The sequence below is a fragment of the Butyrivibrio sp. AE2015 genome, from assembly GCF_000420825.1.
Lineage (GTDB): Bacteria > Bacillota > Clostridia > Lachnospirales > Lachnospiraceae > Butyrivibrio.
The window spans coordinates 33,854-50,907 of record NZ_ATVR01000025.1; the positions used below are offsets into that span (position 1 = coordinate 33,854).

The 17,054-nt window shown below is 41.6% G+C and carries 13 protein-coding genes and 3 tRNA genes; 2 read left to right on the top strand and 14 right to left on the bottom strand.

All coding sequences use genetic code 11. The annotated features are described in order from the left end of the window. Positions 1 to 3: 3 nt before the first annotated feature. The 11 genes from G585_RS0111880 to G585_RS0111930 all read right to left on the bottom strand — a co-directional run bounded on the left by G585_RS0111880 (position 4) and on the right by G585_RS0111930 (position 13,030). Positions 4 to 2,055 carry a DHH family phosphoesterase gene (locus G585_RS0111880; protein WP_022775250.1) on the bottom strand — a complete coding sequence of 684 codons (2,052 nt, stop codon included), beginning with the start codon at positions 2,053 to 2,055 and terminating at the stop codon, positions 4 to 6. A gap of 140 nt (positions 2,056 to 2,195) precedes the next feature. Then, positions 2,196 to 3,977, bottom strand: coding sequence for an ABC transporter ATP-binding protein (locus G585_RS0111885; RefSeq protein WP_022775252.1), 1,782 nt, complete (start codon positions 3,975 to 3,977; stop codon positions 2,196 to 2,198). Next, on the bottom strand, positions 3,978 to 5,777 hold the full coding sequence (locus G585_RS0111890) for an ABC transporter ATP-binding protein (protein ID WP_022775253.1): 1,800 nt from the start codon (positions 5,775 to 5,777) through the stop codon (positions 3,978 to 3,980). Positions 5,778 to 5,995: 218 nt separating this feature from the next. Next, on the bottom strand, positions 5,996 to 6,259 hold the full coding sequence (rpsR, locus tag G585_RS0111895) for a 30S ribosomal protein S18 (RefSeq protein WP_022775254.1): 264 nt from the start codon (positions 6,257 to 6,259) through the stop codon (positions 5,996 to 5,998). 18 nt (positions 6,260 to 6,277) lie between these two features. Then, positions 6,278 to 6,730, bottom strand: a complete 453-nt coding sequence (locus tag G585_RS0111900; protein WP_022775256.1) for a single-stranded DNA-binding protein — start codon at positions 6,728 to 6,730, stop codon at positions 6,278 to 6,280. An 18-nt stretch (positions 6,731 to 6,748) separates the two neighbouring features. Continuing rightward, the gene (gene rpsF, locus G585_RS0111905; protein ID WP_022775257.1) at positions 6,749 to 7,036 is read right to left on the bottom strand and encodes a 30S ribosomal protein S6; all 288 of its coding nucleotides are present in this window, start codon (positions 7,034 to 7,036) and stop codon (positions 6,749 to 6,751) included. Between the two features lie 172 nt (positions 7,037 to 7,208). Continuing rightward, the gene (locus tag G585_RS0111910; RefSeq protein WP_022775259.1) at positions 7,209 to 7,967 is read right to left on the bottom strand and encodes an NAD-dependent protein deacylase; all 759 of its coding nucleotides are present in this window, start codon (positions 7,965 to 7,967) and stop codon (positions 7,209 to 7,211) included. Between the two features lie 96 nt (positions 7,968 to 8,063). Next, positions 8,064 to 9,794, bottom strand: a complete 1,731-nt coding sequence (locus G585_RS18005; protein ID WP_022775260.1) for an extracellular solute-binding protein — start codon at positions 9,792 to 9,794, stop codon at positions 8,064 to 8,066. A gap of 188 nt (positions 9,795 to 9,982) precedes the next feature. Next, complete coding sequence (locus G585_RS0111920) at positions 9,983 to 10,912, bottom strand: carbohydrate ABC transporter permease (RefSeq protein WP_022775262.1); 930 nt, start codon at positions 10,910 to 10,912, stop codon at positions 9,983 to 9,985. Between the two features lie 14 nt (positions 10,913 to 10,926). Continuing rightward, positions 10,927 to 11,877, bottom strand: coding sequence for an ABC transporter permease (locus G585_RS0111925; RefSeq protein WP_022775263.1), 951 nt, complete (start codon positions 11,875 to 11,877; stop codon positions 10,927 to 10,929). 193 nt (positions 11,878 to 12,070) lie between these two features. Further along, positions 12,071 to 13,030 (bottom strand): helix-turn-helix domain-containing protein, encoded by a 960-nt coding sequence (locus G585_RS0111930; RefSeq protein ID WP_022775264.1) that lies wholly within the window; start codon positions 13,028 to 13,030, stop codon positions 12,071 to 12,073. A 172-nt stretch (positions 13,031 to 13,202) separates the two neighbouring features. Here G585_RS0111930 and G585_RS0111935 point away from each other — a divergent pair, with 172 nt between their 5' ends. Both G585_RS0111935 and gnpA read left to right on the top strand, forming a co-directional pair. Continuing rightward, entirely contained in the window at positions 13,203 to 14,252 is a 1,050-nt protein-coding gene (locus tag G585_RS0111935) for a glycoside hydrolase family 88/105 protein (RefSeq protein WP_022775266.1), read from the top strand. A gap of 28 nt (positions 14,253 to 14,280) precedes the next feature. Next, positions 14,281 to 16,449, top strand: coding sequence for a 1,3-beta-galactosyl-N-acetylhexosamine phosphorylase (gene gnpA, locus G585_RS0111940; protein WP_022775267.1), 2,169 nt, complete (start codon positions 14,281 to 14,283; stop codon positions 16,447 to 16,449). Positions 16,450 to 16,565: 116 nt separating this feature from the next. Here the strand turns inward: gnpA and G585_RS0111945 are convergent. The 3 genes from G585_RS0111945 to G585_RS0111955 form a co-directional block, all read right to left on the bottom strand. Continuing rightward, a tRNA-Cys gene (locus G585_RS0111945) sits at positions 16,566 to 16,636 on the bottom strand. Positions 16,637 to 16,649: 13 nt separating this feature from the next. Further along, positions 16,650 to 16,721 (bottom strand) — tRNA-Glu (locus G585_RS0111950). Positions 16,722 to 16,893: 172 nt separating this feature from the next. Continuing rightward, positions 16,894 to 16,966 (bottom strand) — tRNA-Asn (locus tag G585_RS0111955). Positions 16,967 to 17,054 lie beyond the last annotated feature (88 nt).

Consider the following 17,054-nt stretch of genomic DNA (forward strand, 5'->3'; position numbering starts at 1 on the left):
CTGTTATAGTTCTCCTTCGTCTATCATTTTATCTATTGTATTCTTAACAACGACCACTGCCTCTGCTGCGGATACGCCTTCCATCTGACATCCCGCTGAGCTCATGTGGCCGCCGCCTCCAAGCTTCTCCATGACTACCTGAACATTGACTTCATCAATTGATCTGGCACTTACATAAACCTGGTTCTGATACTCGGTGCAAACAAAGCTTGCCCTGACTCCCTTGATATTAAGAAGTTCGTTGGCAGCCTGAGCTCCGATGATGGTCGGGCTCTGAATGTCATCATTGATAAGCACTGAAATAGCATATCTACCACGGTAAACCTCGGCCTGACTTACGGCATCAGCCTTGGCCTTATACTCATTGGCATCCTCTCTGAAAAGCTTTCTTACTCTTGTGACATCTGCGCCGTTTCTCCTAAGGAAAGCAGCGGCCTCAAATGTGCGGACACCGGTCTTATTCATAAAGTTATTGGTGTCGACGATCATTCCTGAATAAAGAGAATCTGCCTCTTCGTTCTTTATCTTTACGTTTTCACCGATGTACTGCAAGATCTCTGAAACCATCTCGCAGGCTGATGAAGCATAAGGTTCAACATATGAAAGTGTGGCATTCTCTATGATCTCAGTTCCCTGTCTGTGGTGATCAAGAACCACAATAGTCTTACAGAATCTCAAAAGCTCAGGGCACTCTGTAATACTGGGCTTATTAACATCGACTACAACCAACACTGTATTGTTTCCAGCTATATCTATAGCCTGCTGATTGTTGATGATCATGTCATCTTCATAGTCCGGATTGTTCTTAAACAGGTCAACCAGCGGCTGCATGGATGTGGTCACATCATTAAGCACGATGTGGCACTTTCTGTCCAAAGTCTTGGCAATCCTGTAAATACCAACAGATGAACCAAAGCTGTCTACGTCACCGATTCTGTGACCCATAACGATAACTGAATCCTTACCGGAAATGATCTCCCGGAGGGCATGAGCCTTAACTCTGGCCTTAACCCTGGTACTCTTTTCAATCTGCTGACTCTTTCCACCATAGTAAGAGATGTTATCCGCACTCTTAACAACCGCCTGATCACCGCCTCGTCCAAGAGCCAGATCAATGGCATTCCTTGCAAACTCGTAGTTCTGCGCATAAGACAATCCGTTAAGTCCTATACCGATACTAAGAGTAACCGCCATCTCATTACCGATGTTAACTGTCTTAACATCCTCAAGAAGATCAAATCTCTGCTCTTTTAGCATCTCACAGGATTTTTTAGGCATTACTACAAAATATTTGTCTTTTTCTATTTTCTTGGCAATACCGTTGCAGGAAGCAATGTACTTGTTTATCTTTCTATCGATAAGTGCAGTCAAAAGAGATCTTCTGACTTCCTCGACACTATCAAGAGCCTCCTCATAGTTATCAAGGTAGATAAGACCTGCTGCCAGCGACTGATTATCAACTTCCTGAATAGCCAGCTTCAACGCTGTCTCATCAAACAAATAAATCGCAATGAGGCTTCCCTCGTAGTTTGGCGCATCAATGATATCGCTGTTGTCAGCCATCTCCTTAAGGGAGATCCTCTTCATCTTTATAGTGTAGTTACTGTTTTCATACTCTATTTCATAGGAAACTTCATCGTATCCTGCAGGGAATTTATCCTGAGTAATACTTGGAAAAAGAGCTGTGATATTCTTTCTGAAACCTTTTTCCTGATGAACTATTCTCTCAAAAGCTATGTTTGACCAGACAACCTTTCCTGAGTCGTCAAGAACTGCGTGGGCAAGGTCCAGTTCTCGTAAAAGCTTTTTCTGGATCTGTCCATACTGCGTAGCAAAGCTCACAAGCTCATTCATGATGATGGGCTTGTTATAGAAATTCAGATAAATAACCGCCACAAAATAAAGCCCCGTAAATGCAAGGAGTATCAGTCCTGCCGTGAAATCCACGGTAAACACACCGATGTTTACCACAAGAAGCAGAATTCCAAGAAATGTAAAGACACTAAGATATGTTTTTAACTTACCTTTTAATTTAATTCTATTCTTATTAGACATATAATTGTCCTCTTCCCCAACTTTATGGACATTCTCCCCACTAGTATACCATATTATGTAGGATTGGGGGTAATAAAGAAAAAGGTGCCAATAAGCACCTTTTCCAAAATAATCATATTCAATTCATTATAATAATTATTTTACGCAATACTCCACTCAGCGCTATCATTCTGAAGCATTGTCATATGTTTAAAGATTCCATCATTCTTTTTCATCAGCTCATAAGGACTGCCTTCCTCAGCAACCTTTCCATCTGCAAGAACCACGATCTTATCCGCCGCTTCAACAGTACGCATGCGGTGCGCTATAACAAGAACAGTTTTGCCGGCAAGCAGGCGTGACAGAGCTCCCTGAACTTTTGTTTCGTTCTCGACGTCCAGAGATGCCGTAGCTTCATCAAGAAGGACAATTGGAGCATTCTTCAAAAGAGCTCGTGCGATTGAAATACGCTGTCTCTCTCCTCCGGAAAGTTTTGCTCCATTTTCACCTATTGTCGTGTTATAACCCTTTGGCAATTTCAGAACAAACTCATCACAGTTTGCTGCTTTTGCTGCTGCCATTACTTCTTCATCAGTGGCGCCATGCTTACCAAGCCGGATATTTTCCATTACCGTATCATCAAAGAGAACAACATCCTGGAACACCATAGAGTAGTCAGACAAAAGCACCTCCGGATCAACGGAGCCTATATCAACGCCGCCCACTTTAATGGATCCTGTGGAAGCATCCCATAGTCTGGCAGCAAGCCTTGCGCAGGTACTCTTTCCTGAGCCAGACGGGCCAACAAGTGCTGTCACTTCTCCTTCTTTTGCTGTAAAGCTGACACCGCTCAGAACCTTCTCATCGCCGGCAGCTTTACCATTCTCATTACCTTCATTATCCTGATATGCAAAACCAACATTATCAAAAACAATGTCATGTCCTGCCGGTTCAAAGCTTCCTGCCCCCTCCGCTGTCTTTGTGTCGTAAATTTCCATTAGTCGTGTAGCTGATATCTGCGACATGAGCATTTCTGAAATAAGAGCAAGTGCCTGATCAAAAGGCGCATAGATTCTCGTAATAACCATAAGAAACATGAACAGGACCATGAAATCCACGCTTCCGGAAAGGATAAGTCTTGTTCCCGTAAGGATTGTAGTAGCCACGCCAAGTCGCATGATAACACTGGCCGCATTCACAAAGATTCCACAGGAAAGTTCTCCCGAGATCATTTTTTTCTCATGCTCATTTATCTTTTCATCAAGGTCCTTTAAGAATCTTTCTTCCTGATTAGTAGCTCTTATCTCCCTGATATTCTCAATTGTCTCCTGAATACCGTCAGACACCTGGATCCCAGCCTCTTTAGTGATCTCCGAATTGCGCTTATTAATTTTCCTGCTTCCAAATAAAAGAATAAACGCAACCGGCACTCCCCATAAACAGGCGACTGCAAGTCTCCAGTCAAACAAAAACAGCATTACCGCTACTACTGCTGTCGATATATATGATCCATACAGATATCCAAGGCAGTGCGACCACACATGTTCCAATCTGTTAACATCGCCCATAATGGTTTCTGTAAGATCTGCAAGATCTCTTTTTCCAAAATATCCAAGCGGAAGCTTTCTCATTCTCTCGGCCAAAGAGATACGGACATCTTTTACTTCCCCGTAGACCAGCCCATATGTTGCCCTATACTGCTGAAAATGTGTAGCAAAAGATATCACAACAAATCCAAGTACCAGCAAAAGGATCATTACTGCACTAGGAAGCGCAGTACCTTTTGTTAGCGTATCCATATATTGGGAAATCATATAAAAGAGAATTCCCATTCCGCCCATAGTAACAAGATTTACTACAGTCGTCCAAAATGTTGCCTTCTTTGTATTTTCTATTCCATGATCGGTAAGTGCATATTTTCTTTGAAATTCTTTTCCAAACATTTACATCGCCTCCCCTGCAGATATGCGCCAATTAACCGCCTGATTGTAGTCTGCCCACATGTGTGAGTACATTCCGTTCTTTTGCTTTAAGGTTTCATGTGAGCCCTCTTCTACAGTCTTTCCTTCGTCAAGCACGATTATCTTACCTGTGCTCACAACTGTTGAAAGACGATGAGCGATCATAATGACTGTTTTTCCTTTGGTAAGTGTTGCAAAGGCCTTTTGAATGAGCGCTTCATTTTCCGGATCCGCAAAAGCTGTCGCTTCATCAAGGATGACTATAGGCGCATCCTTAAGGATTGCTCTTGCAAGCGCCACTCTCTGCTGTTCTCCACCGGAAAGATAAACACCGGCTGTTCCTATTACTGTATCCATGCCATTTGGAAGCTTAGCAAGAATGTCGCCGCACTGTGCTGCATCCAGAGCTGTTTGTACTTCTTCTCTAGTAGCCCCTGGCTTTGCTGCCCTGACGTTTTCAAAAATGCTCGCTTTAAAGAGCCTGTTATTCTGGAAAACAAATGCAATCCTGTCCATTAAGACATGTGGATCCATTTCCCTTACATCCACGCCTCCAACATACACAGCTCCTGATGTAGCATCCCAAAAACGAGGTATCAGGCTGGCCGCAGTTGTTTTTCCTCCTCCTGAAGGCCCGACAAGCGCTACTGTCTGCCCCGGCTCCACTCTAAAAGAAACATGGTCGATTGCAGGGATATCTGCCCCTTCATAAGTAAAGCTTACATCCTTGAATTCAATGCTGTTATCTTTAGGCTCTTTGGGGTCATCCGTTACTTTAAGCGTCGGCGCTCCCATAACCTGATCGATCCTCTTGATTGCGCTACTTGCAAGCATTATACCGTTTGTAGCAAACATGATCCTTGCAAGGGCAGTAGATACAATAGCAGAAAAAACTGCATAAAAAGCAAAATTAGTCACAAAGCCTGCAAAGTTCCCGTCCTTCAATGCTCCAGGTGCGATAAGAACTGCTGCCGGCACAAGGAAAATAAATGCTCCTTCGGTTGCTGTGAGGTTAACTGACTGAGGGACGCGGCAAACCTTAATTGCATAATGCTCTGCCTTCTGACTGTAATCTTCTATAGCATCCTTAAATGCTTTGAAGGAATAAACTGTCTGCTGAAATACTTTAACGACCGGTATTCCCCTTACATACTCCGTTCCTGCCTTACTCATATAATCCTGCGCAGCCTGATATTCATGCATAAGCTGTGCATTCTTACCGCCCATCATTGTAAACATGGCAGCCACAGATACAACTGCTGCCAAAAGACATGAAGCACCCATTCTCCAGTCAAACACAAACATCAGGACTATCATCCCAACAAACATAACAATACTTCCAACAATATCAGCCAGGTTATGGGCCAGAAGTGTTTCAGTTTCTGATGCTGCACCATCAAGGCGGTTTCGTAAAAGACCTGACGCATTAGAATCAAAAAATCCAAGGGGTGCCTCCATAAGATGCGCCATTCCCTGCTTTCTGATATTTGAAGCCGTTCTGAATGCTGCAAGGTGCGTACACATAAGTGCAGCAAAATAAACAAGTATTCCTACTACTGCAAATACAAATGCCATCCATCCGTATTTTTGAACCCCTGTTGCCAATGTCCAGTTTGGTGCTACTGCAATGAGATCCCGCGCCACAAGCCATATACAAATATAAGGCAACATTCCAAGAAACATTGCAATTCCTGACAAGGCAAGTCCAAGAAACGTCAGGATCTTGTATTTTCCTGCATACCCCAAAAGTATCGCAATATCACTTTTTTTCTTTTCCTCCATACATATTTCCTCCTTTTGTCACTATATTCATGCATCTAAAGCAAAAATACGCAATTTGCTAGCTTTATATAGTTAGCTACAGCTAACATTCTAGGCTCGGTTCTGATTTAGTGTCAATAACATTACGGAATTTGATATGAGAAAAAATATCAAAAAAGACACTTCTTAGAATCTCTTCTAAAAAGTGTCTCTAATTAACTCAATATATATAACTGTAATTACTCAGCTACGTAAGGCATAAGTGCCAAGTGACGAGCTCTCTTGATTGCAGATGTGAGCTCTCTCTGGTGCTTAGCGCAGTTGCCTGTGATTCTTCTAGGAAGAATCTTGCCGCTTTCAGAAACGAATTTCTTAAGCTTTGCTGTATCCTTGTAATCGATTACATTATCCTTGCCACAGAAAACGCAAACTTTCTTTCTTCTGTGCATTCCGCCCTTTCTCCTTACAGGAGCATCGGACTTATCAGACTTTGTGAAAGCCATGGTTAATTACCTCCTTAATTAATTGAAAGGAAGCTCCTCGTCAATTCCGTCAGGAATGTTCATGAAGCCATCCCCAGCCGCAGAAGGTGCAGGTTCATTTGAAGGTGCATTGTCATAGCTAACGCTGTTTCCAGCAGAAGAGTTTTTAGACTCTGCAAACTCCTGATCCTCTGCAACTACATCAGTTGTGTATACCTTAACGCCATCCTTGTTGGTATAGCTACCAGTCTGGATACGTCCTGTTACGATAACTTTGGTTCCCTTTCTAAAATACTTCTCAGCGAACTCTCCAGCCTTACCAAAAGCTACGATTCCAATGAAATCAGCTGTCTGTGCATCCTGCTGATCTCTTCTCGCAAATCTTCTGTCAACTGCAAGTGTATATCTTGCAACAGCTGTAGCTGACTCTCCCTGTGAATATCTTACGTCTGGGTCTCTTGTTAAACGTCCACATAGTATAACTTTATTCATATTTTCGTCCTCTTCTATTTAAGCCTCGTTCTTAACGCATAAATATCTGATGACGCCGTCCATAATTCTCATACGAGCTTCGATCTCTGCTGGTGCAGTAGGCTCGCCGTCGAACTGGATGAAGTAGTAGAAGCCTTCTGTCATTTTCTCGATCTCATAAGCGAGCTTCTTTTTACCCCAATCATCGACATTAGTAATCTGACCACCATGCTTCTCGATAGTCTTCTTTACTTTCTCGATGACTGCTGTTCTGGCATCGTCTTCGATCTTTGCACTAACAACAACGGCTAATTCGTATTTGTTCATGCTATTGTTACCTCCTTTTGGTCTCTGGCTACTTGTATCAGTCAAGCAGCAAGGAATTTATCACAGAATGGTATGTTATCATATCCGCGTGACAAATGCAAGCATTTTTCCGTATTATTTTGCGTTTTTTCTGTGGCTTTTTGTAATATTGTCAGTTACTTGTTTCGTCAGATTATTTCAACTCTATCCCCTGTAATTTAGCCAATTCTGTGAATACCTTTCCTATCTTTTCTCTTATTATAAGTGTATTCTCAGCTCCTCTGACTGCTATATCACTCTCGTTAATTACCACTAAGCTTTTTCCCCTGAAATAATTAATAAATGAAGCTGCAGGATAAACTGATAATGAAGTTCCTCCTATTATAAGCATGTCGGCTTTAGAAAGAGCTTCTATTGCCCCTGACACCTGATCTTCAGGAAGTCCTTCTTCATATAATGTGATATCAGGTCTTATTATGCCTCCGCAGCTGCACTTAGGGATAGGTTCCTCAGATTCAAATATATAATCTTCCGGGTACTCTTTTCCACAGCTCATACAGTAGTTCCTGAGCGCGCTTCCATGAATCTCATATACAACCCTGCTGCCGGCTTTCTGATGAAGACCATCTATATTCTGAGTTACAATGCCTTTCAGCTTACCTGTTTTTTCCAGAGCTGCCAGATACTTATGGGCATTGTTGGGCTCTATATTTCTGGTATCCATCTTTTGTCTGTGGAATTCATAATAGACTTTTGGCTCATACACAAGGCAACTATGGCTTAAAAGATATTCCGGCTGGTATTTATCAAACCTGACATCGTGCTGATTGTACAAGCCATCCTTGCTGCGAAAGTCCGGTATTCCGCTTTCCGTGGACACACCAGCTCCGCCAAAAAATACAATGTTTTCCGATGAATCTATTAGTTCTTTTAGCTTCTGAATTTCTTCCATAGTTCCCCCTTTCCAAGCTCAATATCAATTATAACAAATTGAGCCGCCCGAATACATCGAACGGCTCAAGAAATTTCTTTTTACTTGTAAAAATTATTACTGAAGATGTGTAGCAAGACCATCATCAAGGAGCTGCTTTCTCTCATCAATAACTGCCTGATATCCAGCATCAAGGTACTTCTGTGAAAGTTCATCATAAAGTGCATCGAACTCTTCCTTAGGGCACATTGTGAGCTTATCACGGTACTCAGCATAGAGGTCATAGAGTGTCTGGTTGTACTCTGTTACTGACTCAAGAGCCTGAGCAAACATGCAGTCTGAGTTAGCATATCCAGCGTTGTAAAGAGCTACCTGTCCATTGTAGTTTGCAAGGATATCTGCTGTGAAGTCCTGAGGAAGTCCCTGAGGAGCGATAGCAGCGATATCTTTTTCGATTGAACCAAGTGTCTTAACAGCTGTTACTGCGCACCAGTAGTCAACGTTGTTGTTGTGACCCTGCTGCTCTGCAAGACCTGACTGATCACCAACTGCTACAGGATCGCCTGCTTCGTTGTAGTTGAAGTTAACACCTTCGATACCCCATGTCATTGTGAAGAGGTTCTCAGGCTGTGAAAGCCACTCAAGGTACATCATTGCTGCTTTCATCTGATCAGCTGTTGCGCTGTTTGAGAAACCGATCATCATACCGATGTTTGAACCAGGTCTGTATGAGTTGTTTGATCCCCATGTCTCATCCTGTGTGAACTTACCAGAGTTAACGATAAGACCAAGCTTTGCGTTAGGCTCATTGTCATAAAGAGCTACGAGTGTATCCATTGTTGATGAAATGTAGCCTGACCATGTGAATGACTGGCCATTTACGAAATCAGAAATTGCTTCTGAAGCATCTCTTAAGTAGTACTCAGGGTTCTTGTAACCATCGTTGTAAAGTTCGTTCTCAAGCTTTAAGAATCTCTTCTGAGCTTCTGTTGAAAGAGCTGGGATCTGATAGTCACCAGTTGTGCACCATGTGATCTCATCCTGTGGATAATCTCTGAAGCCATAGTTCTGGTCGATGCCGGCACCTGAAACCTTTGTGCCTCCTGCTGGGTGCTCATGTCCGTTCTCTACAAGCTTTGCATAGAGTTCAAGGAGCTCTGTTGTTGTCTGAGGATACTCTGTGAATCCAGCTTCCTCAAGCCAGTCCTGACGATAGAATGTTCCAAATGTATATGTTGTGTTACCATATGGTCTGAAACCAAGAACAAGATAGTCATCGCCTTCAAACTTTGTGTAGTTGATGTTTCCTGAATCTACCATTGACTGATAGTATGTAGGAGCGATCTGAGCGAACTCATCAAGGCTGTATGGCTGTAAATATCCATCAGACTCCCATGTTGCAAGCTTATCATAGTCATATTCCATACATACTGTAGGAAGATCCTGACCTGCTGCAAGCATAGCGTAGTCAGTCATAACATCACTTCTTGTGATTCCAACATAGCTGATGTTTACGTTGTACTTGTCACCGAAGTTCTCCTGAACCCATTTTGTCCAGTAGTTGTTCTCAACATCTGAACATCCGTTACCATTGTCTCCTCTGTCATATACAGGGATCTTGATGCTTACAGTTTCAGCAAATGGCTCCCATGAGTCCATACCAGCGCCAGCTTCTGCTGTAGCCTCTGCTGATGTTGCTTCTGTTGCTGTTGCTGCTTCAGCTGTTGTCTCTGTAGCAGCCTGAGTGTCTCCACCCTCTGTTGTAGTTGCAGTCTCTGTTGAGCCACAAGCTACAATTCCCATTACCATGCTTGCGCTAAGTAATGTTGCAAGAATTTTCTTTTTCATTTCTTTCCTCCTTTATATAAGAAAATGTATGTTAATATTTTCTATTTCTCTTTTACATAGAAAAATTAAACTCCACTATGTTTATTCCACTACATTAGAAGAATAAGGAATAAGGAAGTTAAACCTCACTTTGTTCGGTTTAACACGTTCGAACTAGCTTCGAAAAAACCTCAGCAAGTTCTCACAGCTCAGCCTTTCACCGCCCCAATCATAGTTCCCTGAACGAAGTACTTCTGAAGGAACGGATAGATTATAAGGATCGGTATTGTTACGAACATAATGCTGGCAGCCTGAAGTACTTCAGGTGTTGACTGTGTTGCTCCGCCTGTATCTGCAAGAGATGCTGTCTGAGCTTCTGCAGCAGATGCAACAAGCTGATAAAGTTTGTACTGAATGAGTTTAAGGTCTGCGCTTCTTGTGAAGTACATGTTATCTGCATATGAATTCCATCTGCCAACCGCATAGAAAAGAGAAAGTGTAGCAAGGATTGGCTTTGACAGTGGAAGCACGATCTTTCCAAGGATCTGAAAATTTGTAGCTCCATCAAGGAAAGCTGATTCTTCCAAACTGTCAGGAATTGTGCTCTGGAAATAGTTTTTCATTATGAGCATGTTATATGGTGAATAGATAAGTGGTAATATCAAAACCCATACTGTATCGAGCACATGCAGATCCTGATAAAGAAGATATGCAGGAATAATGCCCGCACTAAAGTACATAGGTACCATCAAAAGGAAAGTAAATACATGTCTTCCTTTCAATCTCTTTTTTGAAAGCGGATACGCAGCACATGTGCACACGATCATTCCAAGTATAGTAAATACTAAAGTTACAATTGCTGAAAACAACATTGAGTGAGTCATTGTTGAGTCAGCTAAAACTCTTGTGTAAGCATCTATAGTAATGTCTTTTGGCCAGAAATAAACCTGTTTTGACATTACGGCTGTATTTCCTGATATTGACTTAGCTGCTACATGGATGAACGGAAGTACGCAGGTAAGACAAAGCAGTACTATGAACAATATCATTAAAGCATCACTAACTCTGAATTTATTAACGGCGTGAGCTCCACCTGCTGAAGTGGACACCTCTTCGCCTCGAACATTTTTCTTTGACATTTAAAGGCTACCTCCTACAGCAAACCATCTTCGCCAAGCTTCTTGGCTATTCTATCTGAAATAAGTACAAGGAAAAGTCCAATGAGTGACTGGAAAAGACCTACCGCAGTCGCCATAGAGAACTTACCGGTTCCAAGACCTTTGTTATAGATATAGACAGCAAGCTGATACTGGAAGTCTTTTACCTGTGTATTCTCAAGAGCTGTAAGACGCTCGAGGTTACTTCCCATAACACGGCCAAGGTTCATGATAAGCAGTGTAACGATAGTGCTTCTGATACCTGGAAGTGTAATATGCCACATTCTCTGCCATCTGTTGGCGCCATCGATCATGGCTGCCTCATAAAGCTCTCCGTTAATACCGGTGATAGCTGCCAGATACAGGATTGAGCCCCAGCCCATGCCCTGCCATACACCAATCAGCAGGTATGTTACAGCCCAGTGCCACTTTTCATTAAGGAATGGTATTCCTTCCTGAATGAATCCACCGTTCATAAGAGCGATGTTCACAAGTCCTGATGCAGGCTTAAACATTGTAAGCGCTACTGAACCGATGATGGCCCATGAAAGGAAGTGTGGCAGATAAAGTATTGTCTGCGAAACTTTTTTAAATTTCTGGAAACGTAATTCATTTAAGATAAGCGCCAAAATGATAGGCATTGGAAATCCAACAAGGAGATCTGAAATATTGAATACTATTGAATTTCTAAGTGCTCTGATGAAATCAGCGTCTTTAAAGATTTTTTGGAACGTGCCAAATCCTACCCATTTGCTTCCTGCATATCCCTTAGCCGGCTTGTAATCCATAAATGCCATTCTAAGTCCTGGGTAAGCACCGTAACTAAATACAAAAACTAGAATCAACGGAATAAGCAAAAGTAGGTATAACTGCCAATCGCGTTTAAGTGCATTCTTCCACGATGTGGTTGTCTTTACCCCCATGCTTTTGGTGTTACTCTTTTTCATACTATATTGCTCCTCCCCTTTTATAAGTTAAATCCTAAAATAATTTAGATGGTATATCTAATCACTTAGTCGAAAAAACTTTGCATAAACGACCATTTATCATCAACTTTATAGGTCGATATGTTGCATTTTAATAATTGGAAGGAGTAATATTTGTTAATTATTCACAAATCAATCTCTTCGATTTTCCGTTTTACTTCTTTTCTTCAGAAAGATTCTGTGCCTGCATCCATCCTGTGTACTCAAGAATCGATGCATTATCCACCTTGGCCATGCGATGCCGCCACTCACTGGGCTGAGTGCCCATTATTTCAGAAAAGTGCCTGTTAAAGCTGGATACAGACCTGAAGCCTACCTGCTCAGATACTGAAAGGATTGATTCCTCTGTTGTACGCAAAAGAATGCACGACTGCAGTATTCTGGTGGTGTTGAGGTAACTTAGAGGACTTGTGTTCATGATCTCATTGAACACTCTTCTAAAATGAGTCTGACTCAAATGGCACATGTCAGCCAGATCTTCTATAGGAAAATTAACCATATAATTATCCTTTATATAATCCAGCGCAGGTGCGATAACTATGGCGTTTTCATGAGTTTCCTTATCATCCTGAGTCAGATCTTTATTGTCTGAATAAATCCTCATCATCTTCATGAAAAGAGATAACATCAGTCCCTTAACTGATAGCTGATAATTCATCCTTTTGTGGCTCAATTCCTCGATTATCTCAGTTATAAGGAAATAGATATCAGGATAATCCTTGCGATTTATTATCATTTGAAAGTTCTGCATCATGTCTTCAAAGATATTTGCATAAGGCGAAGCTCCGCCAAAGTCGCCTTTCAGCAGCTCTGCGGGCTCAAGGAATATATATGACCAAAGACTCGCTTCACCCTTATTACTATAAGTGGTGTGCGGAACATTGCGCGAAATGAAGGTCATATCACCTGCCTTAAACTGAACAGGCCTATTGTCAAATTCGATTACTCCGCTGTCCGAATGACATACTCCTATTTCAAGGCAATTGTGAAAATGCAGTTTTCCAGACTTTACGTCTGAAATATGCCATCTGTCCCCAGATAAAAGAAGTATCGGAAAATTCAAAGGAAGCTCATAATTTCTGTATTCTATGACTGTTTTCTTTGGTTTAGACATTCTTTTGCCCTCTTTTTCAGATGTTAAAATATCGTCTATTTCATATATTCACTTATTCTATATCAAATAGTTGAAATTGCATAGTTTTTTTATTTACTTGAATAGACTTTTCGACCATCCCAATCTATAATTTGCTCAAAATACTATTATCTTGGGATAAAAAGAGGGCACTATGGCAAATCTAATTTATGACAAAAAAGAAATTGAGAAAGCTATTGACCAGATCGTAAAAAGAACAATGAGAATGGACCTTACATGGGACTGGCCTGGTGGAGTAGCATATTATGGCGTTTGCGAGGCATATCTTGCTACTGAAAAAACGGAATATATCGAAATGCTCAAAGAAAGAATTGATGAGTACATTGAACTTGGCCTTCCATCATGGACCGTTAACACATGCGCTATGGGCCATGCAATGCTTACTCTTTACGAATATTCAGGAGATGAAAAATATCTCGATATAGCCAAAAGCAAAATCGACTATCTGGAAAAAGATGCTCTTCGCTTTGGAGACAATGTCCTCCAGCACACCGTTTCAGTTAATAACGATTTCCCTGAGCAGTGCTGGGCAGATACTTTATTTATGGCTGCATTCTTCCTTTTAAGAGCCGGAGTTCTTTTAAAAGATGAAAAGCTTATAGATGATGCTCTTAATCAGTACTACTGGCACATCAAATATCTTCAGGATCCTGCATCAGGTCTTTTCTATCATGGTTACAATAACATCACCAAAGACCATATGTCTGGATTTTATTGGGGACGTGCTAATGCCTGGGCCGCATACACTATGTCAGAAGTCGGACGCGTTCTTCCAGAGTGCTATCTGTATCCAAAATTCCTTGATATCGTTGGTTCTCTTAACGAACAGCTTGCTTCAATCAAACTTTTACAGACAGAGAATGGTCTTTTCAGAACTATTCTTGATGACCCTGATTCATATGAGGAAATATCAGCTTCCTGCGGAATCGCAGCAGCAATGATCAACAAAGGAAATCCTCTTCACATCAAATACATCAACAAAGCTACCAAGGGCATACTTGAGAACATCTCTGAAGATGGAAGAGTCCTCAATGTTTCAGGTGGTACTGCTGTCATGAAAGACAGAGATGGCTACAGAAACATCTCAAGGGACTGGATCCAGGGTTGGGGACAGGGTCTTGCACTGGCCTACTTATCAGGAGTTTTAAATTACGACAAGGTAAGAAGCGATGGCGCGCTTTAATCAACATAAACACTTGGGGGACAAACCAATGGATTCACAAAATAGTCAAACTAAGGGAGGGTTCACTCTCCCAGGAGAATCAGGATACGAGAAACTCACTCTTGATCTGGCACAAAAATGGGGAGCAGATGTAATCAGAGATAGTGACGGAACTGTTTTATCAGATGAAATCCTTAATTCCGGATATGGCATCTACTCTACCATCTGCATAATCAGAGATCATAATGCATGGGCAAAAGAAAACATGGACAAGCTTCAGCAGACATTCTTAATGACACAGCCTAAAATTGCTGAAGATTCTTACCTGACTTTTCATTTGCTGGATGATTTTTTTGATGAACAGTTCATGGTTAATGACAGCAAGGCTTCCATGAAGTATTGGCAGGTATTTGACAGAACTACTAATCAGGAAGTCAGCAGCAGTTTCTGGACCTACGAAAAAGAAGCAGGAAATGTCATAGTTAACAATGTTATTCCCTGGCACAGATATACTGTAAGTTTCCTGGCTTATCGTATATGGGAAGAAATTTCCATGTACAACCACACAACAAATAACTGGGACAAAGAGCATCTTATGCAGATTGATCCCATTTATCCTGAAACACAGGAATATATGCTCACATGGCTTCGCAACTGGTGCGAAACTCATCCTGCTACTACGGTAGTAAGATTCACTTCAATGTTTTACAACTTTGTCTGGATCTGGGGTAGCAGCACCCGCAATCGTAATCTCTTTACTGACTGGGGTTCATACGATTTCACTGTCAGCCCAAAAATGCTTGATGCATTTGCAGATAAGTATGGCTATAAACTTACCGCTGAAGATTTCATTAACAGAGGCAATCTTCACGTAACACATATGCCACCTGTAAAAACACAGCTTGATTACATGGACTTCGTAAATTCTTTCGTAGTATCTTTTGGAAGAAAGCTTGTAGATATTGTTCATGAATATGGCAAAAAAGCTTATGTATTCTACGACGACAGCTGGGTTGGTGTTGAGCCATACAGCAAGAGATTTAAAGATTTTAATTTTGATGGTCTGATAAAATGCGTATTTTCCGGTTATGAGGTTAGACTCTGCGCTGGTGCGGATATAGGAACTCACGAGCTGAGATTCCATCCATACCTCTTCCCTGTTGGACTTGGCGGTCTTCCAACCTTCGCTCCCGGCGGAGATCCAACAAGAGATGCAAAAGAGTACTGGAATCATACAAGAAGAGCTTTACTTCGCGCAAAAATCGATCGTATCGGACTTGGTGGTTACTTACATCTTGTTCAGGATTATCCTGACTTTGTCGATTATATCGCAAAAATATCAGATGAATTCAGAACAATCAGAGATCTTCATGAGTCAGGCTCACCTTATACACTAGATATCAATGTAGCTGTTCTTCACAGCTGGGGAAGCCTTAGAAGCTGGACTTTAAGCGGCCACTTCCATGAAACATACATGAATGATCTTATTCATATCAATGAAGCTTTATCAGGACTTCCTGTAAACGTATCATTTATAAACTTTAACGATGTTAAAACAACTGATTTGTCTAAATACCAAATTATCATCAATGCCGGCGCTGCAGGTACAGCATGGAGCGGCGGAGATAATTGGAGAGATCCTGCGGTTGAAGAAATACTAACAAAGTGGGTATATGAGGGTGGAACGTTTATTGGTGTCAATGAGCCTTCAGCTGTAGAGGGCTTTGACGCCGCATTTAAGATGTCCTCCGTCCTTGGTGTAGACAAAGATACCGCTGCAAGAGTTTGCCATGGTAAATGGTCATATGAAGTCTCAGATGTTAAAGATTTGATTCCTGAAGGAAGTAATATCCCTGAAAGAGCTCACGTTCATCTTACAGACGGAAATGCAACAGTCCTGGCTGACAAAAATGGTAATCCACTCTTCACCTGCAATAACTTTGGAAAAGGAAAAGGTATCTACCTTTCAACATTTGAAACAACAACCTTAAACAACAGATTACTGTTTAATATCCTTTTATTTGCAACCAATAAGCCATTAAAGCAGAACTATATTACTGATAATCCAGCAACAGAATGTGCTTATTTCCCTGCTAACAAGAAGTTGATCGTAATAAACAACTCCGACTCAGTACAATCAACTACAGTAGCAACTGAGTTCGGAAATAAATCCTTCAACGATATAGCTCCATTTGATACTGTGATCGTTGAATTATAATTCAGCAATTCTCTCTTCCTAATATAGTTTGTGTTGAAATAGCGATGGTCGTAAGATCATCGCTATTTCTAATAGCACAAAAAAACCAATAAGCAAAAACTTATTGGTTTTTCTAGAGGTGACAGGCGGATTTGAACCGTCGATCAGGGTGTTGCAGACCCACGCCTTACCACTTGGCTATGTCACCATATTCATTTGAATGACTCCGACGAGAATCGAACTCGTGTTACCGCCGTGAAAGGGCGATGTCTTGACCGCTTGACCACGGAGCCATATGCTTTGCAACCGTGCTACGGTGCTTTGTGCTTTTCGCTCTGCCCACTCTACTAACTTAGTAGCGGTGCAGACTCTAACTCCGGCTGCCTCACTAGGTTCGGAAATACCTCACCAAGTGATCATCCAGGCTACGTACTAAGCTCGATAAGACCTCGCTAAGTACTATCGCTCCCCCTGTCGGACTCGAACCAACGACACTTCGGTTAACAGCCGAATGCTCTACCGACTGAGCTAAGGAGGATTATAAGATACCTTATATACAAAATACCATGCTTCTGCATGGTCTTTCATATCTCTTGTACCTTCAAAACCGAACACTGATCTATCTA